Origin of the sequence: Priestia veravalensis (assembly GCF_001457055.1) — a bacterium.
In the GTDB taxonomy this organism is placed as follows: Bacteria; Bacillota; Bacilli; order Bacillales; family Bacillaceae_H; genus Priestia; species Priestia flexa.
Genome location: NZ_KQ758639.1, coordinates 14,834 through 36,395, shown reverse-complemented (window position 1 = coordinate 36,395; position 21,562 = coordinate 14,834). Strand labels below are relative to the sequence as shown.

Here is a 21,562-nt window from a genome sequence, read left to right as displayed (position 1 = left end):
ATTTATACTATACTACGAATTCATTACATCATGTAGCTCAAGAAATTTTGTATTGAATTCTCCACCTACAAACTGTTCGTGATTTAATAATTTCAAGTGGAACGGAATCGTTGTTGCAACTCCTTCAATAACAAACTCACTTAAAGCACGCTTCATTCGCTCGATTGCCTCTTCGCGAGTTGGTGCATGAACAATTAGCTTCGCAATCATAGAATCATAATATGGCGGGATTGTATAGCCTGGGTATGCGGCTGAATCAACGCGTACTCCGTAGCCCCCTGGTGGTAAATACATTTCGATTGTTCCAGCAGATGGCATGAAGTTTTTCTCAGGGTTTTCTGCGTTAATACGACATTCAATTGCCCACCCATTAAATGTTACTTCCTCTTGTTTTAAAGGAAGATGTTCGCCATTTGCTACTTTAATTTGTTCCTGAATCAAGTCAACACCTGTTACCATTTCTGTTACAGGATGCTCTACTTGAATCCGCGTATTCATTTCCATAAAATAGAATTTATTTTCGCGATAATCAAAGATAAACTCTACTGTACCAGCCCCTGTATAGCCAACTGCTTGAGCCGCTTTTACAGCTGCGTCTCCCATTTTAGTACGTGTTTCTTCATTTAATGCTGGAGAAGGCGTTTCTTCAATTAATTTTTGAAGTCGGCGCTGAATACTACAGTCGCGCTCTCCTAAATGAATCACGTTACCATGTGTATCTGCTAATACTTGAATTTCAACATGACGGAAGTCCTCGATGTACTTTTCAATATATACACCAGGGTTACCAAATGCCGTAGCAGCTTCTTGTTGCGTAATCGTAATTCCTTTTACGAGCTCTTGCTCCGTTCTCGCAACGCGAATTCCTTTTCCTCCACCGCCGGCTGTTGCTTTAATAATAACAGGGTACCCAATATCTTTAGCAATTGACATGCCATCTTCAACAGACTCTACGATACCCGTTGAGCCTGGAACAATTGGCACACCTGCTTCACGCATTGTTTCTCGCGCAATGTCTTTTGTTCCCATTTTTGTAATAGCTTCAGGAGTAGGTCCCACAAATGTAATATTGCATTCGCGACAAAGCTCTGCAAAATCAGAGTTCTCCGCTAAGAATCCATATCCAGGATGGATCGCATCACAACCTGTCGATGTTGCAACGCTCATGATATTTGTAAAGTTTAAATAACTATCTTTTGATGCCGTAGGTCCGATGCAATAAGCTTCATCTGCAAGCTGTACATGAAGAGCGTTGCGATCGGCTTGGGAATAAACTGCAACTGACTCTACGCCTAATTCTTTGCAGGCACGAATAATACGAACTGCAATTTCTCCTCTATTTGCAACTAAAAGCTTTTTAATCATGTTTTACCGCTCCTTATTCAGGCTTCACTAAGAACAGAGGTTGACCATATTCTACAAGCTGACCATTCTCAGCTAAAATTTCCACAATCTCACCTTTAACCTCTGCTTCAATTTCATTAAATAATTTCATTGCTTCAACGATGCACACAATGGAATCTTTTTGAACTTTGTCACCCACTGCAACATACGCATCGTCGTCTGGAGAAGATGATGCATAAAACGTTCCAACCATTGGAGACGTAATTTTATGTAGATTCTCATCTTTTGCTGGTGCTGCTTCTACTGGCTCAGCTGTTTTTGTTTCACTTACGGCTGCCGCTTGTGGCTGAGCAGCAGGTTGTGGTGCTACTACTTCAGGAGTTGATGAAACAACTTGTACAGGTGCAGCGTTCTTTGAAACAATTGCACCTTTCTTTTTCATTTTTACTTTTGCCCCTTCATGCTCATATACAAATTCTTCAATGGATGATTGATCAACTAATTTAATTAATTCACGGATTTCTTGAATTTTCAACATATTAAACACTCCTACTTCATGAAATAGAAATCTTTCTACTACTTTGCTATGATACGACAAATTGCAACCTTCATTCAAATTGCTTTGTGCGCATGTAAAAGAATAATCTACTCAAAATGGGTTTTAGAACTTACTACTATTTCCAATTATAATTGTATCGATAGAGAAATTACAATTGTAGAAAAACATTATAACCTAGTACTAATATAAGGCTATAACGATAATTATAACCCAATCACCTGGATAAATCCACGTTAAAATTCAGCTATCAGCCTAGTAAGAATCATAAAAAAAGCGATGACAATAGGCTTCATCGCTTTTTGAATTGATTTATTTTGTTGGTTGAAACTCAACTGCTACCTCTTTTTGCCCAAGCTCTTTTTTCACTAATTGAATAATTTCATTTGCTTTTGCTTTAGAATGCTTTTCAGTTTTCACAGTAATGTTAACCTCGCTACCATCAGCTCTTACCAGTGCATCTTCATAACCTTTAGACTTAATTAAAGTTTCAATGACAGCCTCTTTCTCTGCTAGCTCCGATAGCTGGTCGATTTTATCCATTGCTTTACTTACTTCAGTAGCTGATACGTTTTTAGAAGCAGCTACTTCCTGTAACTCTTCTTTCAGCTTGCTTCTCTCATCAATTAGCTCTAAGCGAAGCGCCGTAAATAATTCATCACTTTCTACATTTGATACAGTCGTTTTGCTCTCTGTAGTAGACTTAGCATTTTCCTTTTTTGTATCTTCTTTTGCTGGCTCTTTAGCATCTTCTTTTACAGCTTCTTTGTTCGTATTTTCTTCTTGTTGATCCACAACCGCTACGTTTGACTGAGGGCTTTCTGGCGTTGTCATATAATACACTGATAAAACCACTACTAAACTTAACATTGTTAATAACCAAACTGTTTGCTTTTTTAATAACATTTGGATTTCCCCCTTAACCTTTTTTAGGTAATACAGCAACTCTATGACTAGGCACATCTAAGGAGCGCGTGACTGCTTCAATAATCCATTTTTTCACTTCGATATTATCAGCCCCTTTCGCAACGACGAGGATACCTCGTATTTTCGGCTTTTCTGTTTTCACTACAACAGGCTTTTCCTGGTCACCACTTCTGACGATAACTAACTTTTCATCCGTAGAGATGTCTTCTACTTTTCGTTTTCCACCCTCACGATCTGTTTCGTCTGTCGACTGCTTTTGGGTCACCGTGTTTTTTTCATAAACTTTTGCCTCTGTTGCATCGAGGTTTACGATTACTTCCACCTTGCTTACACCATCAATCTGTTCTAATACGTCTTGTAACTGTTCTTCATATTTTTTTTCATAATCGGTAATCGCTGTGTTTTTTTTTGAACCAAATGCCGGAACATCCTCTTGGTCCTGTACAGTAGAAGAAGCTGGTTTTGCTTCATCTACTGTTGATTGCAACATACCCTTTGAACCGTTCATGAGCATAAACACCATGCCTGCTGCTAATAAAATACCCATGTAGACAAGCTTAGACGGCTTCTTATCATCTGATTTTTTTGTCAAGGAGAAAAGTCTTTTTAAAAATGATGATCCTTCTTTTTTATCATTCATGTCACGTTCACTCCTCCTCCAAGTTTACAATCATTTGTTTTTCATCTATGCCCCATTTAGCTGCTAGATACGTAGTAATATCCGTCGCTTCTTTTGAAGGTTCCTTTTCAATTGGTGTGGAGGTGTCAATGGAGATTTCTTTCACAACTGCCACGGCCTGTTCATCCTCAGGCTCTTCTGCACTCATCACAACTGTAATCGTTTTTATATTGTCGGCTTCGGGATCTGCTTCTTCGTTTTTCGTTTCAATGTGCATCTGATCAATTGCTACACCATACTGTTCCATCAGCTCCTCTTTTACCTCTGTCTCCATTTGGACAGCCATTTGTTCTAAAATATATGCACGTTGTGAAGCTTGTATTTCTTTTTTCTTACTTTCTATTAAATTTTCTACGCCTGCATCGTCACTAGCCGCTGACAATCGAATAGAATTAAACATTTTGTTCACGTCTACTTTTAAAATTTGAAAGACTGGCGTAACAATAATTAACATTAAAAGCAAGCCAATGACGAGCTTCGTATACTTTTGAAAGCCTGAACTAGGAAGCAGTAAATTTATAACGGTTGCTAGTAAAATAAATAGAATAATATTCGTAATCCAACTTGTTAGTGCTTGCATTTCTTTCCCTCCTATCTCACCATCATCGTAACGTTGCTGGCCGTAATGATGACTGTTAAGCACAGGAAAAACATCAGTGAGACAATTGCCAATGCAGCAAAAATGTAAACAACACTTTTACTAATAATGCTTAAACACGAAATAACAGGACCACCGCCAATCGGCTGTAAAAGTGCTGCTGCTAGCTTATAAATAAGTGCTAGGGCTAATACTTTAATAGCTGGAAAAGCAACAATTAGAAGTAAAACCACCACTCCTGCTATTCCAACTGTATTCTTTAAAAGAAGTGAAGCTGTGATAACGGTATCTGCCGCGTCCGTAAACACTCGTCCCACAACTGGAATAAAGTTTCCCGTAACAAATTTAGCGGTCCGAATAGTAATTCCATCCGCCACAGCAGAAGTAGCACCTTGTACTGAAATGACTCCTAAAAAGACTGTTAAAAAGATTCCTAGAATACCAATGCTGACGTTTCGAAGTAGCTGAGCTAACTGTGTAACCTTGTACTGATCTGAAATAGTGCTCACAATGCTTAATAGTGCTGATAAAAATAATAGTGGCATGACTATATACTGGATGAGCATCCCGCTAATGTTCATTAAAAATAAAATGACTGGATGAAAGAAAGCAGCCGATATTACCCCGCCTGATGAAGCCATTAACGCCAATAATAATGGCACTAAGGCTAAAATGAACTTAGACATTGTTTCAATTGCGCCGGTTGCGTATGCAATGGCTACTTGAAAACTATTTAAAGCAATGATAATTAACACCATATAAACAAGTGCATATGCCACTTTACTAACAGCTTGCTGATTGAATGCACTTTGTAACGTTTGTAAAAAGACGCTGAATACGGTTAACATAATGAGCGTTCCCAGCAGTTTTCCATTTGAAATAATTTCATGAAGTAAAAATTTCACCAACCCGTTCAGCCATTCTTGAAGTGAAAACTCTTTGTCACCTTTTAAGAAGTCAACTAAACTACCCTTTTGACTTTCTGGTAAAAAGCCGCCATACTGAGTCAAGATATCATCCCAAAATTGCTTCACTTCGTCGATATCGAGCTGGTCTATTTGTTCATCTACTATTTCTTCTTGAGGCGCAGACTGAGAGGCTTGTACATTATTTGGAAAGAAAAAGAAGAGGAGCAAAAGGAATGCGAGCAATTTTCGTTTACTCATACACCACTTCATCTCGTCACCTCATAAGCTTAATAATTTAGGACGGTAGCATGGAAATAATTGTTTCAATAATTACTGTTAAAATTGGAATAGCCATTGATAAAATTAAAATTTTACCGCCCAGTTCAATTTTAGAAGCAATCGCACCTTGCCCAGCGTCCTTCGTAATCTGAGCACCAAACTCTGCAATGTAAGCAATCCCTATAATCTTTAAGATTGTTTCCACATAAATCATATTCACATGTGCATTCACAGAAAGTTTTTCAATCATTTTAATAATCTCGTATATCTGATCGATTAAAAGTAAAAAGATCACGCAGCCTACAAAAACAACAAGTAAAAAGGCAATGGGCGATTTATGTTCTTTTAAAATGAGTGCTAAAAAGGTAGCCACTAAGCCTAAGCCCACAATTTGTATCATTTCAATGGCTAATCACTCCCTTAGCTTTGAAATAAAAAAACGGCTTTAATTTTTTGAAATAAATCTTCAACAATCGATGCAACCATAAACAAGATATAAATAAACCCTATAAGCGTTACCCAGTTCGCGTAATCTTTCTTCCCCATTTGCTCTAACACCGTAACGAGAAATGCTACAACAATACCGATTCCTGCTATTTGAAAAATTGTATTCATATCAATGTTCATCCCTAATTCCCCCAATCACTACATCAATAAAATGACGAGTAGCAATCCTGATAAAAAGCCCAGACTTTTTATCATTTTTTCATACCGATTTTGCTGTTCAAGTGCGTCCTGTTCTTCCCGATCCAAATGGTTAATAGCTAATAATATATGTTTTTGTTGGGAATACCGATCATGTTGTCCTAACGTTTCACCAAACTGCTTCAACACTTCAAGTTCTCCCTCTTTAAAGGCAAGCGCTTTTTTATGAGTTTGAAGAGCGTACTCCCACGCTTCTTTGGCAGTGGTCATTCCTTGTGTTAAACGCTGTTCAAACTCCTTAAAAAAAAGCGATAACGGATTAGGAAATTGTTTTGAAAGCATGTGTGAAATTTCATGAAGTGGGCGATTACTGTACATAATTTCTGACTCTAACGATCGTAGCGCTGTTTTCAATTGCCGAAGTTGCCTCGGCCTTTCGCTAAGCTGCTTGGCAACTTCAAAACCCGTGAACGTAGAAGCAAGCAAAATAAAAATAGCTCCTAAAATTTTCATTTCTTCGTCACCCTTTTTATTTCAAAGAATAATTCGACTTCAACGAAAGTGGCTTTCTTCCTCGGTCATAGATGGTTTTTACAGTTCCTGGACCATTCTCATTGGTTAATACGATATAGCGTTCGAATACTTCAAGTTCTATTAATTGTTTCAAGGAGGGACGTTTATTTAAATCAAATAGATCATAACCATGCACCGTCATAAACACTTGTACACCCGCATTGACAGCCTCTAACACAGCTTGACAATCTTCTTCACTTCCTACCTCATCCACAATTAATACGTTTGGACTCATCGATCGAATCATCATCATCATTCCTTCAGCTTTCGGACAGCTATCTAAAACATCTATTCGTGTTCCAAAAGTATGTTGTGGAACACCTTTGACACAGCCTGCGATTTCCGAGCGTTCATCTACGATACCCACTTTAACCGCTTCAATCTTTCGTTGCCTATTCCCTGTGCTCATCATTCTTGCTAAGTCTCTTATCATTGTTGTTTTTCCCGTTTGTGGGGGACCAATCAAAATGGTGCTAAGCCATCGGGATTGGTAGAGAAGAGGAATTAGTGGTTCCGCTATGCCAATCTGTTCTTTTGCCACTCGAATGTTGAACGACGTCACATCACGGATTACACGAACATGTCCATTTTCAGTAATAACTTTACCTGCAAGTCCTACTCGATGACCCCCTTCAATCGTGACATACCCTTTTTTCAATTCTTCTTCAATCATATAAATAGAGAAATGACTGAGCTTGTTTAAAATAAATAGCGTATCTTCTGCCGTTACCACATAGGACAAAAAGACTGGCTGACTGTCAATTGTTAGCTCAATTGGCCTTCCAATTCGAATGCGCACTTCCTCTAAAGTATCTATATAGCGCTGTATATATGGCTGTACATTGCGCTTAATGCCTTCTGGAAAAATAGCCACAATTTCATCTAGCATTGAAATCCCCTCACCTTTATACTCATTTCAATGTATGGCAAGCTTTTACTTGTTATGTCAGAAACTTCACTTAAATACCCCAATTAAAATTAAAAGGACGCCTGTACCGATGAGCACAAGCTTGCCAAAAGATAGTTGGTCAGCAACTGATACTAATCCAAGGCTAAATGACGTGATCATCACAATTGGCCCTACCAGCGCCAGCATTCCATTAATCATTAATGCTTTTTTGACATCATTATTCGTAAAAATTAAAATGGCTGCGATGAATTCAATAAAAGATGAGACAAACCGTAAACAAGCCATCGTCAAAACAGTTCCGTTTATGTGATCAAACCAATGCTTCATAACTTCCTCCCACGTATTACATCATTTAGTACAACCTATGCAATCCGTAGACAACTTATCACTTACGAAAAAGAAAAGCATAAAAAAAGAAGAGATGATCATCTCTTCTTTTTTTATGCTTTATTATGCACGTGATACATAGCTGCTATCTGTTGTGTTGATAATTAATACATCGCCTTCATTCACGAAGAATGGAACTTGTACAATTAGGCCTGTTTCAACCGTAGCTGGCTTCGTACCACCTGATGCTGTATCACCTTTAATACCTGGTTCTGTTTCAGTAACTTTTAATTCAACTGTATTTGGAAGCTCAATACCCAGCGTTTCACCTTGATACATCATGATAGCTACTTCCATGTTTTCTTTTAAGAACTTTAGCTCATATTCAATTGCTGATGCTGGAAGTTCTAATTGCTCATATGATTGGTTATCCATAAATACGTGCTGATCACCACTTGCATATAAATACTGCATTTTACGGTTATCAATTTGTGCTTTTGCTACCTTTTCACCTGCACGGAATGTTTTCTCTTGAACAGCTCCAGTACGTAAGTTACGAAGCTTTGAGCGAACAAACGCTGCTCCTTTACCTGGCTTTACGTGTTGAAAGTCCATTACGCGCCAAATACCTCCGTCTACTTCTACTGTTAGACCTGTGCGAAAATCGTTTACTGAAATCATGAAAAAATCCTCCTACATCTTATAAAATAATAAGTTCTTTCGGTGAGTATGTTAATGACTCATTTCCTTCTTCTGTTACCACGGTATCGTCTTCAATACGAACGCCACCAAGGTTTGGTATGTAAATACCTGGTTCAACCGTTACAACCATTCCTGGCTGCAGCGTATCCTGAGACTTCACAGAAAGCGACGGGCCTTCATGAACCTCTAACCCCACACCATGACCTGTAGAATGACCAAAATACTGTCCATATCCTTTTTCTACAATATAGTCTCTTGTTAAGGCATCGGCTTCCTTACCCGTAATACCCGCTTTAATTCCTTTCATGCCTCTTAACTGCGCCTCTAATACTGTATCATAAATTCCCTTTAGTCCTTCACTGACTTTCCCTACCGCAAATGTACGGGTAATGTCAGAACAATAGCCTTTATAATACGCACCAAAATCAAGCGTAACAAATTCTCCTGCTTCAATGACTTTTTCAGAAGCAACGCCGTGCGGTAATGCCGAACGATGACCTGACGCCACAATTGTATCAAACGAGGACGAAATTGCACCTTGCTTTCGCATAAAGAACTCCAGCTCATTAGACACTTGAAGCTCTGTTACACCAGGCTTAACGAAGGTCAAAATATGCTCATATGCTGCATCTGCAATTTTTGCAGCTTCCTTTAATATCTTAATCTCTGAGTCACTCTTTATCAAGCGTAAGTTTTCAACGGCAGTGGAAACTGGAATAAGCTCTGCTTTGACATGCTTTTCAAGCTGTTGAAACTGAGCATATGAAACATGATTCTCTTCAAAGCCAACGCTTTTCATTCCAAGCTTCGTAATAACCTGCCCTACTTCTTCTAAGATTGGGCCTTTATGTTGCACAATTTCAAATCCCTCTGTTTGTTCAGCGGCCTGCTTTACATAACGAAAATCTGTGATAAATACAGCTTTATCGTTAGAGATTACTGCTATACCTGCCGAACCAGTAAAGTTAGTCATATAGCGACGGTTATATTCACTTGTAATAACCATACCGTCAACATTTAACGTATGAAACTGTTTGCGTAATTTCTCTATTTTCATCCTTCATTCCCCTTTCTTTTGCAACAGAGCAAGAATCGCTAACTCATATCCATAAATATCCAAACCTACAATTTGTCCTGCTGTGACAGGCGCCGTCACTGATTCGTGACGAAATGCTTCTCGCTTATGTACGTTTGAAATATGAACTTCAAGCACAGGAACTGAAATGCTTGCAATCGCATCGCGGATTGCGTAGCTATAGTGGGTGAATGCCCCTGGGTTAATGACAATTCCATCAAAGTTCTCGTCTGCTCCATGAATCCAATCAATAATAACTCCTTCATGATTAGACTGAACACATTCAATATGCACACCCTGTTGCTCAGCAAGCTGCTGGAGGTTGCGCTCTAACGTTTTTAAATTCTCTCTCCCATAAACTGCTGGTTCTCGAACACCGAGCCTATTTAAGTTCGGACCATTAATTACCAAAAACTTTCTCATGGACACTCTCCCTTGCTTACACAGCTATTTTTATCATTAAAATAAACCTTACGTTTTCTCTTTTTAGTTTATCATAAATCAAAACATTCACACTACTCATTCACAAGTTCTGGGTTATGTCTAGAACTGCTGTTTAGCTCTGCTGCCTCAAAGGAAATGGAATATCCGACAAATATCCCGTATAAGATGTATAAACAAATGGTTGTAATAATGGTATTAGACGTTAATTCTCCTATCATTTTCATGCTTGGAAACAACGGGTTGAGTAAAAGGAAAACGAGCGCCCAAAGCACTGCCCCATATGCAATACCAAACCATATTGATTTAAACTTTTTTAAGAGCACATAGTAAAGAAGCGCTACACCAATTGATATAATACCAATTATCAAAACGCTAACAATAAGCCCTGGCCAGCGATATTTCCAGCTACCAAAAGCCCACGGCTGTAAAATCATATTGGGATGAATTTCACTAAAGCTAAATAAATACGTAATGTATCCCATTAAGCTCCAAAACACTCCTCCTACAAAACCAATAACTACCACTTTAGCTAAGAATGAGCCTTCCTTTGATTGTATTTGTTGATGTGTCGACTTATTATCTTGTTTAGCTGTCATCTTCATCACCTCTACTGAATAGTATGAGCTGATCTTTACTGTTCTATTATAAAGTTGAACGTTTCTTAATGAAAACAACAGGAAAATTTTATCATTTCATGTGTGATATAGAAAAGTTTTGTCTAAACTAGATAACATACATCGACCTAGAGGTTTATTCGAAATTGCTGTAGAATATAAATTATTAAGGGGCAATTAGTCTGAGTTAGGTTGGTGTCTGAAATGTCTAAATTACAAAAAAACGCATACGGTGGGCAGGCTGTCATTGAAGGAGTCATGTTTGGCGGCAAGAAAATGATGGTCACTGCCATTCGTCGCAAAGATCAATCTATTGAGTATTTTCAATCTTCTCGGAGATCGAATCGTGTACTAACAGCGCTGAAAAAAATTCCGTTTTTAAGAGGAATTGCAGCGATTATTGAAGCAAGTGCAAACGGTACACAACATTTAAATTTTTCATCTGAACGTTACGATGTACATCCTAACGAAGACGATGTAATTAAAGAAGAAAAAAAAGAATCAAAACTATCCTTAATATTGGGTGTTGCAACAATTGGTGTACTTTCTTTTCTATTTGGAAAAGTGCTTTTCACTCTAATCCCAGTGTTTTTAGCAAATTTGACTCGTCCTATTTTCGCTTCCGATTTAGCACAAGTAGTGATTGAAAGCTTCTTTAAGCTTTTATTATTGCTCGGTTATATTTACGCGATTTCACAAACTCCGCTTATTAAACGCGTCTTTCAATATCACGGAGCAGAACATAAAGTCATTAATGCGTATGAAAACAATCAGGAACTTACGGTAGAATCAGTTCAAGCTCAGTCTCGGCTACACTATCGCTGCGGAAGTAGCTTCATTCTATTTACAGTTGTCGTTGGAATGTTTGTCTATCTCCTTGTCCCTACGGACCCGCTTTGGCTTAGAGTCGTAAACCGACTTGCTTTGATTCCCGTCGTGTTGGGTTTATCTTTTGAAGTACTACAATTGACCAATAAAGTTCGCCATGTACCTGTTTTACGATTCTTAGGTTACCCTGGGCTATGGCTACAGCTTCTTACTACAAAGGAACCTAAGGATGACCAAGTCGAAGTTGCAATCGCTTCGTTTCAAGAGCTTTTACGCATTGAAAATGAGGGAAAATCTGTAACCGGTGGCGAACAAGTAAGTTAAGACTGTTTTGCTTTCTTTTATCATTTTAGGAGGTGAACAAAATGAGGCGTCCATTCGTTAAACCACTTGTTAATTCATTAATTGCTTTAGGAATCATTGGGTTTATTTACACACTTGCAACAAATCCAACAAGCCTATTGCGCCAAGCAGGCTATATCTTTTTATTTATCATTTTGTTTTACTTAGTTTATCGGTTTATTATCCGTCCTGCCCAAACCAAAGGACAAGACAAAGGCTATCATCGAGCTGTAAAACAATCAAAAATACGCCAAAAAGAAAAAGAACGCAGCGGTAATAAAGTGGATATGAACGCTTATCGAAACGTCCAAAAACGTCCATCTGCTAAAGTTAACAAACCGTTAAAGAAGAAGAAAAGCAATACACATTTAACAGTCATTGAAGGCAAAAAAGGAAAAAAGAAAAACCGTGCCTTCTTTTAATGAAAAAACTGCGCCTTACAAAGACGCAGTTTTTTCTATTTAATAGCACCATCTTTTTAAGAATAGCTCCGCTTTATTCTTGCCATAGTGAAAAAGCTGATGTTTCTGTTCGTCTGGTAAGGAAAATTCCGTAGCGAACACTTCACTAACTGGTAAAAAGATAATATTTCGCTCGTGACGTTTTGATATATGCCTTGCATCATGAGCGTCTTTCATTGTATCAAATAAAGCTGAAAACATCGCGATTGCATTTTTAATATTTTTTTTATCTTCTTCTTTTTCACGAGGGCTAAGCTTAATACCCAAAACAGGCCTTTGTTTACGCTTTTGATCATCGTCAAATAAAAAAATAGGAAAGTTACTTAATACCCCACCGTCCACAATGAGGCTTACGGGATTTGTCCGCAGCCTAACTGGCTCAAAAAAGTAGGGAATGCTACAGCTCATCCGCACAGCTTTTGCTACGGGAAATTTCTTTGGATCTATTCCATACCTAGGCAAATCATCGGGTAGTATAACGAGCTGACTATTTGTTAAATCAGAAGCAATGATGCGCAGCGATTCCGCTGGCAAATCACCAAATGTAACAATGCCTCTTGCTTTTAATTTACTCGCTATCCATTTTTCTAATTTTTCACCTTTATATAATCCTAAGTTCCAATAGAGAAGAAGCCACTTTGTTAAGGCGGATGGAAGAAAAGAAACGCGTTGATCTAGCAAAGACTTCACATTCATTTCATCCATCATCTCCATCATTTCGTCACTTGTATAACCTGCCACAATAAGAGCGCATACAATTGAGCCAGCACTTGTACCTGCTAGACGCCTGAAAATAAAGTCTCGCTCCTCTAAAGCTTGTAAGGCCCCAATTAATGCAAAGCCTTTAAGGCCACCACCTGAAAAAACGCCATCAATATACAGAAGTTCTCAACTCCTTCAGTCTGCCTCCTATCTACACTTTAGTACCTCTTTTATTAAATTATGCTAAAAATAAAAAGGAGTTTGGGACATAACAAAATGATGGCTTCTAAAAAACGAACACTAGCTGTTCCCATCTCTTTGATTTGTCTCAACATGTTCGTTCCATTGCGCTACGGTCACTCGCTTTCCGCGGGGAGGAACCTGAGCTTCCTCGCTGCGCTGCGGGATCTCCGTTTTCCCTCTCTTTCCCGCAGGAGTCGAGTGTCCTACGCTCCATTCCGCCCTGTTTCCAACATTGTTTTCACAATCAACAAAAAACCTGAACGATTAAAAGTGAGAAACTCTCAATCGTTCAGGTTTATCATTGGCTGAATTACTTATGTCCCAGCCTCTTTCCAATATGCGTTATAGCTGTTGCTCTTCTTCATTTTTCTTTTGGACACTTCGCAAACCTTGCACACGCTCTGGATCTTCCTCAAAATATTGTACTAAATCACCGATTCTGTCAATTGAGTTCCAGCTTAGATGATGCTCAATACCTTCAACATCTTCATAAATATTTTCTTCATCTACACCGATAATACGCAGCAGTTGCTCCAATAGTTCATGGCGATAAACAAGACGCTTACCAATCTTTTGTCCTTTCGGAGTTAAAACAAGACCGCGGTATTTTTCATAGATTAAATATTCATCTTTATCAAGCTTCTGCACCATTTTTGTGACTGATGAGGGATGAACTGTTAAAGCATCAGCGATATCCGAAACCCTAGCATATCCTTTATCTTCAATCAGCATATATATTTGTTCAATATAATCTTCCATACTTGGCGTAGGCATGAAATCTCCCCCAATAAAATAATTATTATGTATAAACTAACGAAACACGCTTCTGTAAACTTTTAGTAATATACTGCTCAAAAAGACGAAAACTAACGATATACCAAAAGACATTCATGTAAAATCATACTATATAGTATAAGCAAATACAAGGAAATGTAGCAGCCATTTATTTCAACAGATAGAGTTTGGGACATAACAAAATGATTGCTTCTAAAACACGAACACTAGCTGTTCCCATCTCTTTGATTTGTCTCAACATGTTCGTTCCATTGCGCTACGGCCACTCGCTTTCCGCGGGGAGGAACCTGAGCTTCCTCGCTGCGCTGCGGGATCTCCGTTTTCCCTCTCTTTTCCGCAGGAGTCGAGTATCCTACGATCCATTCCACCCTGTTTCCAACATTGTTTTCACAATCAACCAAAAAACCTGAACGATTAAAAGTTATGAACTCTCAATCGTTCAGGTATAGTAAGGACTGAACTACTTATGTCTCAGTCTCTATCACTTTCTTATAAACCACACTTTAACTGAGCGCCACAATTTGTACATGTGTTGCAGCCACCCATTTCTTCAACAGTTCCTTGGCGACAAACCGGACACGTATTTCCAATTTCAGAACCAATCGTTACATCGGTTGATCCTACTTCGTTGATTGTATCGACTAATACAACGTGTGGTTTTTCTGCTTTTGTTTCTTTTACTTCTTCATCAAATGTATTTTCTTCTGCTTTTAGCGTTAATACCTGAGCATCACGGCTACCGTCTACATAAACCGTACCGCCTTTTGCACCGCCTTTATATAAACGCTCGTACACTTTTTGAACTTGTTCAACTGTATAGCCACGAGGTGCATTTACCGTTTTACTAATTGAACTATCAATCCAACGTTGAATGACACACTGAACATCAGCATGAGCTTCTGGAGCCAATTCCATTGCTGAGATAAACCATTCAGGAAGGTTGTTTGGATCCGCTTCTGGATGTTGGTCTAAATATTCTTGAACGATATCTGCTTTTACTTCAATAAATTTCCCTAACCGACCGCTTCTGAAGTAAGAGAATGAGAAGTATGGCTCAAGACCTGTTGACACACCAACCATTGTTCCTGTACTACCAGTAGGTGCTACTGTTAGTAAGTGTGAGTTACGAATACCGTGCTCTTTGATGCTTTCGCGAATGTCTTCAGGCATCTTTTTCATAAACCCTGTATTTGTGAAAGCTTCACGTAAACGATCCGTTTCTTCCTTAGTATCACCAATTAAGAATGGGAAGCTTCCTTTTTCTTTCCCAAGCTCTACAGACGCACGATATGCTGTTGTTGCAATTGTTTCAAATACTTGATCAACAAGTTCGTTTCCTTTTTCAGAACCGTACTCTGTTTCACAGTAGATAAGCAAATCATGAAGACCCATTACACCAAGACCTACACGACGCTCACCAAGAGCTTGCTTTTGATTTTCTTCTAAGAAGTAAGGCGTTGCATCAATAACGTTATCCTGCATGCGCACACCCGTTTCAACCGTTTGACGAAGTTTTTCAAAGTCTACTGTTTTCTTTTCTTTATCTGCCATTTGCGCTAAATTTACAGCTGCTAAATTACAAACTGAAAACGGTGCAAGTGGTTGTTCTCCACATGGATTTGTTGCCACAACATGCTGACCGTATGCTTGTGCATTTGTCATGTCGTTTGCATTATCAAAGAAGAAGATACCAGGCTCTGCTGAGTACGTTGCGCAAATATTAACTAAGTTCCAAAGCTCTTTTGCACGAATTTTACGATACGTACGAACCTTATTACCTTGTTTTTCCCACTCGCGAACATCTCCTACCTCATGCCAGTTTTCGTTGTAGTGTGCCATTTCTTCTTTCGAATAGCTTTCTACATCCGGGAAGCGAAGCTCGTATTCACCGTCGTTTTCAACTGCATCCATAAACTCTTTTGTTAAACAAACAGAAATGTTTGCTCCTGTTAAAAATTCAGAATTATGAACGCTGTACGTTCCACCAGTTTGTAGTTTTTCTTCAGCATCTGCAATAATTTTCTCGCTGAATCCACCAAGACCTGGAATTTGCTTATAATTGATAATTCCTTGGTACATGTCCTTTTCAGATTCCGTAAGCGGCGTAAATTTCAGCTTATCTTGGGCATGTTTTTTAATCATTTCATCATTTGTATTTTCAATTAAGAATCGTAAAATGCGTGGATTTTGCATTTTAGAGATAATAAACTCAACAATATCTGGATGCCAATCCGCTAACATAATCATTTGAGCACCGCGACGAGAACCGCCTTGCTCAACAAGGTGCGTAAGTTTCGCAATATCATCTAACCAAGAGACAGATCCTGATGATTTACCGTTTACACCACGCGCTAGTGTGTTGCGTGGACGCAGGGTTGAACCGTTTGTTCCAACTCCTCCGCCTCGGCTCATGATTTCCATGACTTGCTTACGGTGTTCGGAGATTCCTTCGCGAGAATCTTTTACGTACGGCATTACATAGCAGTTAAAGTATGTAACATCCGTTTCAGCTCCCGCTCCGTACAGAACGCGTCCAGCTGGTACAAAGTTCATTTGAACAAGCTCTTGATAGAATTTTTCAAACCATTCGTTTCGCTTCTCTTCCGTTTGTTCAGCGGAAGCTAACCCAGTAGCGTTACGCTTTGCAATTTGCTCATAGAAGATTTCAAGTGGTTTTTCAATTACGTCTAATGAACGAGTAATAAGTCCACTTTCTGCTTCTTCAGGTGCTAACGCTCCACGAAACTCATCTTCAACCTTTACGACTGCCATCTTTTGGTCAAAATTAATGCTTTCCACATAGCCAAGTCCTCGAGCTGGAAACTTAGGGTCTTCCTTTACGGTTAAAACAACAAAGTCTCCTTTTGATAACGTAAGTTTTTCCGTATCTTTAAACGCATAACGGTCTAACATTACGAGTCGAGATACGCCTTTATGAGTAATTTTCATATCTGGTGTAATTGGGTGTACTTGTGGAAAGCGTTCAATATCTTGATTAAGCTTTTCAATATTCATATTTACTTTTTGATTAACTATAACAGTCATTCTGACAACTCCCTTACCAATCGTGCTCTATTTTACCAATCATTTACCTTATTTTGGAAAAAAGCAAAATTTCAACTATCAATAACTTACCACACGGATTGGACAAATTCAACATGTAGTATTCAACCAAAACCCAAGCACCTACATATAGATAGATGTCAAGAAAAATATTTTTTTTACATTAAAAAAAGTATTTGACTTTTACATCAATTACTTTCTTCAGCTAGATAGAATACTTAGGGGCACAGCTTAAATAGTGTGCTCCTAAGCAATCGTTATCTTCTAAAATTCCATTCAACAGAAGCATATTTCTTTTGTGCTAATTCTTCTACGTAACGCTCTTCTTGTTCTGTTAATTCATAAGGTTCTAAGTCAATATCTAAAGCGCTAGCAAAGCCTTTATAAAATGCTTCCTTCGCTTCTTCCATTTGGATTTTACGGCCTGCAATAGCATTGATTGCAACAGCTTTTGAACGAAACGCACGCTGCATTCGCTCTTTCACACGATCATTTGGATAATTAAATACGCTAAATAATTTATCTTCGTCAATCTCTAATAAAATAGAACCGTGCTGTAAAATTACACCTTTTTGACGCGTTTGTGCACTTCCAGCAATTTTACGCCCTTCTACCACAAGCTCATACCATGAAGGTGCATCAAAACAAACAGATGAACGTGGATTTTTCAAACTATTTTTTTCTTCTTCTGTGCGAGGGATTGCAAAATATGCTTCCAGACCCAGCGAACGAAATCCCTCTAATAACCCTTCTGAAATGACACGATACGCCTCTGTCACCGTCTTAGGCATGTTTGGATAGTCTTCCGATACAATGACGCTGTAAGTAAGCTCCTCGTCGTGCAAAACGCCTCGTCCCCCTGTTGGTCGACGCACAAATCCTAATCCTAATTTATCTACCTGTTCAAAATTGATTTCTTTTTCAGCTTTTTGAAAGTAACCAATTGATAATGTTGGAGGATTCCAGCCGTAAAATCGAATCGTTGGTGGTATTTGACCAGTGCTATGCCACTCTAAAAGCGCTTCATCAAGTGCCATATTGTAATATGGCGAACGTTCTTTTGAATCAATGAATCTCCATTTTTGCTTCATTCTTCTCATCCCTAACTAGTATAGTAGACATTTACATATGTAATAAACTTAATCCGTTTTTTAGTCTACCAAAAGATAAGCAGAAGGAAAAGAAAAGTGAAGCAGTAATTTTTTACTTTTCTTTCGTAAAAACTATCGTGACTTCAAGAAGAATCCCTTTACTTCTAATTTCATTCACTTATATAATAAGACTATGTATTTTGTCGAAGAAAGGAAGAAACAACATGTGGGCACTAATCATTGTACTTGCGGCAATTATTATTTATTCTGTCGTAATGTTTTTTTACCAACGTCGCATTATGAAAACGTTAACGGAAGAAGAATTCCGCAGCGGTTATCGTAAAGCACAGCTAGTTGATATTCGCGAACCAAATGAATTTGAAAACGGACATATTTTAGGAGCAAGAAATATTCCTCTTTCACAGTTCCGTATGCGTATAAAGGAGTTCCGTACTGATCAACCCGTTTATATTTACTGCCAAAGTGGCATGCGAACTGGTCGTGCTGCTCAGCTCTTGCGCAAGCATGGTGTGAAAGAGATTCATGACCTAAAAGGCGGATTCAAAGCTTGGAACGGCAAAATTAAAACAAAAAAATAAACCACAAAAACAGCCCCTTCTTAGATGAAGGGGCTGTTTTTTAACTTTCTTTTTGATAGCGGAGTACAGGCTTTCTTGCTGCAAGCGTTTCATCCAATCGCTTCACAACCGTCGTATGAGGTGCTTCTTGAACGATTTCCGGATTTTCTTCCACTTCTTTTGCAATTTGAATCATTGCATCAATAAACGCATCAAGCGTCTCTTTTGATTCCGTTTCAGTTGGTTCAATCATCATGCACTCTTCGACAATAAGAGGGAAGTAAATTGTCGGTGGATGATACCCAAAATCAAGCAGTCGCTTCGCAATATCCAGCGTGCGAACACCGAGTTTCTTTTGCCGCTTCCCTGATAAAACAAATTCATGCTTACAATGACGATCAAACGGTAAATCATAATGCTCTGACAATCGTCTCATCATGTAGTTTGCGTTCAATACCGCATTTTCCGTTACCGCTTTTAAACCATCTGGACCCATAGAGCGGATGTACGTATAAGCACGTACGTTAATACCAAAGTTGCCGTAAAACGGTTTAACTCGGCCAATGGACTGTGGGCGATTGTAGTCGAAAGTAAAGCCGCTTTCCGTTTTGACTAGTACCGGTTTTGGTAAAAATGGAATTAAATCTGCTTTTACACCAACTGGACCAGAACCTGGACCACCACCACCGTGTGGACCTGTGAATGTTTTATGAAGGTTTAAATGTACAACGTCAAAGCCCATATCGCCTGGTCGTGCTTTACTTAATACAGCATTTAAGTTCGCTCCGTCATAATAAAGCTTACCACCAGCTGCATGAACGATTTCTGCCATTTCCAAAATATCTTCTTCAAAAAGACCTAACGTATTTGGGTTTGTTAACATAAGAGCTGCTGTTTCTTCGTTTACTACTTTACGAAGATCATCTAAGTCTACCAAACCATGCTCATTAGATTTTACAGTAACTGTTTCAAATCCAGCTACTGTTGCCGAGGCTGGATTTGTACCATGAGCTGAATCAGGAACGATTACTTTCGTACGCTTCGTATCACCGTTTGCTTCATGATAGGCACGAATCATCATTAACCCCGTCCACTCACCATGAGCACCTGCTGCTGGCTGAAGCGTAACTTCATCCATGCCTGTAATCTCTGTTAAGTGCTCCTGCAAATCATACATGAGCTCAAGAGCACCTTGAACCGTTTCTTCATCCTGAAGTGGATGAATATTAGCGAAGCCTGGAATACGGGCTGTATATTCATTAATTTTTGGATTATATTTCATTGTACAAGAACCAAGCGGATAAAAGCCAGAGTCTACTCCATGGTTACGTTTTGAAAGAGCAGTATAGTGACGCATAATGTCTAGCTCAGACACTTCTGGAAGTTCTGGTGCTTCGGTACGTACATATTCTGCTGGCAACACTTCTGTACTGGTTACTTCCGGCACGTCTAGTTCTGGTAATGAATAGCCAACGCGTCCTTCTTTACTCATTTCAAAAATAAGCGATTGATGTTGATTATGCATAAAGATCCCCCAATTCCTTCACAAGTTGGTCGATTTCTTCTTTTGTACGGAGTTCAGTAAAAGCAAGTAGCATGTGATCCTTAAGCTCATGATAGTCTCGGCCTAAATCATAGCCACCAATGATATGCTTCGCTAATAACTTTTGATTTACTTCCTTACTGGGTTGAGGTAGTTTTACAACCAACTCATTGAAAAATGCCCCATTAAAAACAACATCTACTTCGCTTGCTTTTAATGCGTTATATGCATAATGCGTTTTTGATAAATTTTGCGTAGCCATTTCCTTTACCCCTTGCTTTCCTAAGGCAGTCATCGCTACTGAAGCTGCAAGTGCATTTAACGCTTGATTTGAACAAATGTTTGAAGTTGCTTTATCACGGCGAATATGTTGCTCACGTGCTTGAAGCGTTAAGACAAAGCCGCGCTTACCATTTTCATCAATCGTTTGACCAACTAAGCGTCCCGGAATTTTACGCATTAACTTTGTCGTTGTAGCAAAGTAGCCGCAGTGAGGACCACCGAACTGTGTTGGAATACCAAAAGGTTGTGCATCTCCTACAACAATATCAGCACCAAACTGACCCGGAGGAGTTAACAATCCAAGAGATAGTGGATTGCTTGATACAACAAACATTCCTTTTCCTTGATGAGCAATGGCTTCAATTTCTCTTAAAGGTTCTACTTGACCAAAGAAGTTTGGATACTGAACGATGACAGCCGCTACATCATCATCCATGCGCTCCTTCAGCACCGTCAGATCCGTTACGCCGTCTTTGCTTGGTACTTCTACTACTTCAATGTACTGACCTGCTGCGTACGTTTCTAACACAGCTCGTGATTCAGGGTGAACTGTTTCTGAAACTAACACTTTTTTCTTTCTCGTTTGACCTGCACTTAACATGGCTGCCTCAGCAAGTGCTGTACCACCATCGTACATGGATGAATTGGCAACATCCATTCCTGTTAGCTCACAAATCATCGTTTGAAATTCAAAGATAGCCTGCAGCTCTCCTTGCGAAATTTCAGGCTGATATGGTGTATAAGCTGTGTAAAACTCTGAACGCGAAATAACGTGATCAACAATAATTGGCATATAGTGATCATAAACACCTGCTCCTAAAAATGAAGCGTATTCCTTTACGTTCTTATTTTTAGTAGCTAAGTTTGTTAACTCTTTTACTAGCTCAGATTCTGATGCCGCTTTTTTTATATTGTATTCCCCTTGGAAACGAACGCTTTCTGGGATATCTGAAAACAACTCATCCACTGAAGACACGCCAATTGCCTTTAACATTTGCTGCTGATCTTCTGATGTCATTGGTAAATAACGATGTACCATTCTTTTGTCCCCTC

The 21,562-nt window shown here is 38.9% G+C and carries 26 protein-coding genes; 3 read left to right on the top strand and 23 right to left on the bottom strand.

Annotation, left to right across the window (positions count from 1 at the left end; translation table 11 throughout):
* Positions 1-12 precede the first annotated feature (12 nt).
* The 15 genes from accC to AS180_RS07685 form a co-directional block, all read right to left on the bottom strand.
* Positions 13-1,365 carry an acetyl-CoA carboxylase biotin carboxylase subunit gene (gene accC, locus AS180_RS07755; RefSeq protein WP_025911507.1) on the bottom strand — a complete coding sequence of 451 codons (1,353 nt, stop codon included), beginning with the start codon at positions 1,363-1,365 and terminating at the stop codon, positions 13-15.
* A gap of 13 nt (positions 1,366-1,378) precedes the next feature.
* Positions 1,379-1,882 (bottom strand): acetyl-CoA carboxylase biotin carboxyl carrier protein, encoded by a 504-nt coding sequence (gene accB / locus AS180_RS07750; RefSeq protein ID WP_025911508.1) that lies wholly within the window; start codon positions 1,880-1,882, stop codon positions 1,379-1,381.
* 330 nt (positions 1,883-2,212) lie between these two features.
* A complete protein-coding gene (locus AS180_RS07745; RefSeq protein ID WP_025911509.1) occupies positions 2,213-2,806 on the bottom strand; it encodes a SpoIIIAH-like family protein in 594 nt (197 codons plus the stop codon).
* 13 nt (positions 2,807-2,819) lie between these two features.
* Entirely contained in the window at positions 2,820-3,467 is a 648-nt protein-coding gene (spoIIIAG, locus tag AS180_RS07740) for a stage III sporulation protein AG (RefSeq protein ID WP_025911511.1), read from the bottom strand.
* 7 nt (positions 3,468-3,474) lie between these two features.
* A complete protein-coding gene (gene spoIIIAF / locus AS180_RS07735) occupies positions 3,475-4,086 on the bottom strand; it encodes a stage III sporulation protein AF (RefSeq protein ID WP_025911513.1) in 612 nt (203 codons plus the stop codon).
* 11 nt (positions 4,087-4,097) lie between these two features.
* On the bottom strand, positions 4,098-5,270 hold the full coding sequence (gene spoIIIAE, locus AS180_RS07730; RefSeq protein WP_090752760.1) for a stage III sporulation protein AE: 1,173 nt from the start codon (positions 5,268-5,270) through the stop codon (positions 4,098-4,100).
* A 37-nt stretch (positions 5,271-5,307) separates the two neighbouring features.
* A complete protein-coding gene (spoIIIAD, locus tag AS180_RS07725; RefSeq protein WP_035321354.1) occupies positions 5,308-5,691 on the bottom strand; it encodes a stage III sporulation protein AD in 384 nt (127 codons plus the stop codon).
* Between the two features lie 20 nt (positions 5,692-5,711).
* Positions 5,712-5,918 carry a stage III sporulation protein AC gene (gene spoIIIAC, locus AS180_RS07720; RefSeq protein ID WP_025911519.1) on the bottom strand — a complete coding sequence of 69 codons (207 nt, stop codon included), beginning with the start codon at positions 5,916-5,918 and terminating at the stop codon, positions 5,712-5,714.
* 18 nt (positions 5,919-5,936) lie between these two features.
* Positions 5,937-6,449, bottom strand: a complete 513-nt coding sequence (gene spoIIIAB, locus AS180_RS07715; RefSeq protein WP_025911521.1) for a stage III sporulation protein SpoIIIAB — start codon at positions 6,447-6,449, stop codon at positions 5,937-5,939.
* Between the two features lie 16 nt (positions 6,450-6,465).
* Positions 6,466-7,398, bottom strand: a complete 933-nt coding sequence (spoIIIAA, locus tag AS180_RS07710; protein WP_025911522.1) for a stage III sporulation protein AA — start codon at positions 7,396-7,398, stop codon at positions 6,466-6,468.
* Between the two features lie 66 nt (positions 7,399-7,464).
* A complete protein-coding gene (locus AS180_RS07705) occupies positions 7,465-7,746 on the bottom strand; it encodes a YqhV family protein (RefSeq protein ID WP_025911524.1) in 282 nt (93 codons plus the stop codon).
* Between the two features lie 123 nt (positions 7,747-7,869).
* Positions 7,870-8,427, bottom strand: a complete 558-nt coding sequence (gene efp / locus AS180_RS07700) for an elongation factor P (RefSeq protein ID WP_025911526.1) — start codon at positions 8,425-8,427, stop codon at positions 7,870-7,872.
* Positions 8,428-8,446: 19 nt separating this feature from the next.
* The gene (locus AS180_RS07695) at positions 8,447-9,505 is read right to left on the bottom strand and encodes a M24 family metallopeptidase (RefSeq protein WP_025911528.1); all 1,059 of its coding nucleotides are present in this window, start codon (positions 9,503-9,505) and stop codon (positions 8,447-8,449) included.
* 3 nt (positions 9,506-9,508) lie between these two features.
* On the bottom strand, positions 9,509-9,946 hold the full coding sequence (aroQ, locus tag AS180_RS07690) for a type II 3-dehydroquinate dehydratase (protein WP_025911529.1): 438 nt from the start codon (positions 9,944-9,946) through the stop codon (positions 9,509-9,511).
* A gap of 92 nt (positions 9,947-10,038) precedes the next feature.
* Positions 10,039-10,563, bottom strand: coding sequence for a YqhR family membrane protein (locus AS180_RS07685; RefSeq protein WP_025911530.1), 525 nt, complete (start codon positions 10,561-10,563; stop codon positions 10,039-10,041).
* 222 nt (positions 10,564-10,785) lie between these two features.
* On the opposite strand from AS180_RS07685, the gene AS180_RS07680 reads away from it, so the two are divergent.
* Both AS180_RS07680 and AS180_RS07675 read left to right on the top strand, forming a co-directional pair.
* Positions 10,786-11,733: a DUF1385 domain-containing protein gene (locus AS180_RS07680; RefSeq protein ID WP_025911531.1), complete on the top strand. Its 948-nt coding sequence runs from the start codon at positions 10,786-10,788 to the stop codon at positions 11,731-11,733.
* A gap of 41 nt (positions 11,734-11,774) precedes the next feature.
* Entirely contained in the window at positions 11,775-12,173 is a 399-nt protein-coding gene (locus AS180_RS07675; protein ID WP_025911533.1) for an SA1362 family protein, read from the top strand.
* 39 nt (positions 12,174-12,212) lie between these two features.
* Here the strand turns inward: AS180_RS07675 and AS180_RS07670 are convergent, their stop codons facing one another.
* The 6 genes from AS180_RS07670 to AS180_RS07655 form a co-directional block, all read right to left on the bottom strand.
* Positions 12,213-13,094 carry a patatin-like phospholipase family protein gene (locus AS180_RS07670; protein WP_025911535.1) on the bottom strand — a complete coding sequence of 294 codons (882 nt, stop codon included), beginning with the start codon at positions 13,092-13,094 and terminating at the stop codon, positions 12,213-12,215.
* Positions 13,095-13,242: 148 nt separating this feature from the next.
* Positions 13,243-13,371, bottom strand: coding sequence for a hypothetical protein (locus tag AS180_RS23825; protein WP_258954113.1), 129 nt, complete (start codon positions 13,369-13,371; stop codon positions 13,243-13,245).
* Between the two features lie 128 nt (positions 13,372-13,499).
* The gene (mntR, locus tag AS180_RS07665) at positions 13,500-13,931 is read right to left on the bottom strand and encodes a transcriptional regulator MntR (RefSeq protein WP_025911536.1); all 432 of its coding nucleotides are present in this window, start codon (positions 13,929-13,931) and stop codon (positions 13,500-13,502) included.
* Between the two features lie 227 nt (positions 13,932-14,158).
* Positions 14,159-14,320 carry a hypothetical protein gene (locus tag AS180_RS22395; protein WP_156413460.1) on the bottom strand — a complete coding sequence of 54 codons (162 nt, stop codon included), beginning with the start codon at positions 14,318-14,320 and terminating at the stop codon, positions 14,159-14,161.
* A 121-nt stretch (positions 14,321-14,441) separates the two neighbouring features.
* Entirely contained in the window at positions 14,442-16,997 is a 2,556-nt protein-coding gene (locus AS180_RS07660) for a vitamin B12-dependent ribonucleotide reductase (RefSeq protein WP_025911537.1), read from the bottom strand.
* A gap of 275 nt (positions 16,998-17,272) precedes the next feature.
* Complete coding sequence (locus tag AS180_RS07655; RefSeq protein WP_025911538.1) at positions 17,273-18,106, bottom strand: lipoate--protein ligase family protein; 834 nt, start codon at positions 18,104-18,106, stop codon at positions 17,273-17,275.
* 224 nt (positions 18,107-18,330) lie between these two features.
* Between AS180_RS07655 and AS180_RS07650 the strand changes: the two genes are divergently transcribed.
* Positions 18,331-18,705 (top strand): rhodanese-like domain-containing protein, encoded by a 375-nt coding sequence (locus tag AS180_RS07650; RefSeq protein WP_025911539.1) that lies wholly within the window; start codon positions 18,331-18,333, stop codon positions 18,703-18,705.
* A gap of 40 nt (positions 18,706-18,745) precedes the next feature.
* Here the strand turns inward: AS180_RS07650 and gcvPB are convergent, their stop codons facing one another.
* A complete protein-coding gene (gene gcvPB, locus AS180_RS07645) occupies positions 18,746-20,209 on the bottom strand; it encodes an aminomethyl-transferring glycine dehydrogenase subunit GcvPB (RefSeq protein ID WP_025911541.1) in 1,464 nt (487 codons plus the stop codon).
* Complete coding sequence (gcvPA, locus tag AS180_RS07640; RefSeq protein WP_061784680.1) at positions 20,202-21,548, bottom strand: aminomethyl-transferring glycine dehydrogenase subunit GcvPA; 1,347 nt, start codon at positions 21,546-21,548, stop codon at positions 20,202-20,204. Before gcvPA ends, gcvPB begins: the two co-directional genes overlap by 8 nt.
* Positions 21,549-21,562: the final 14 nt, after the last annotated feature.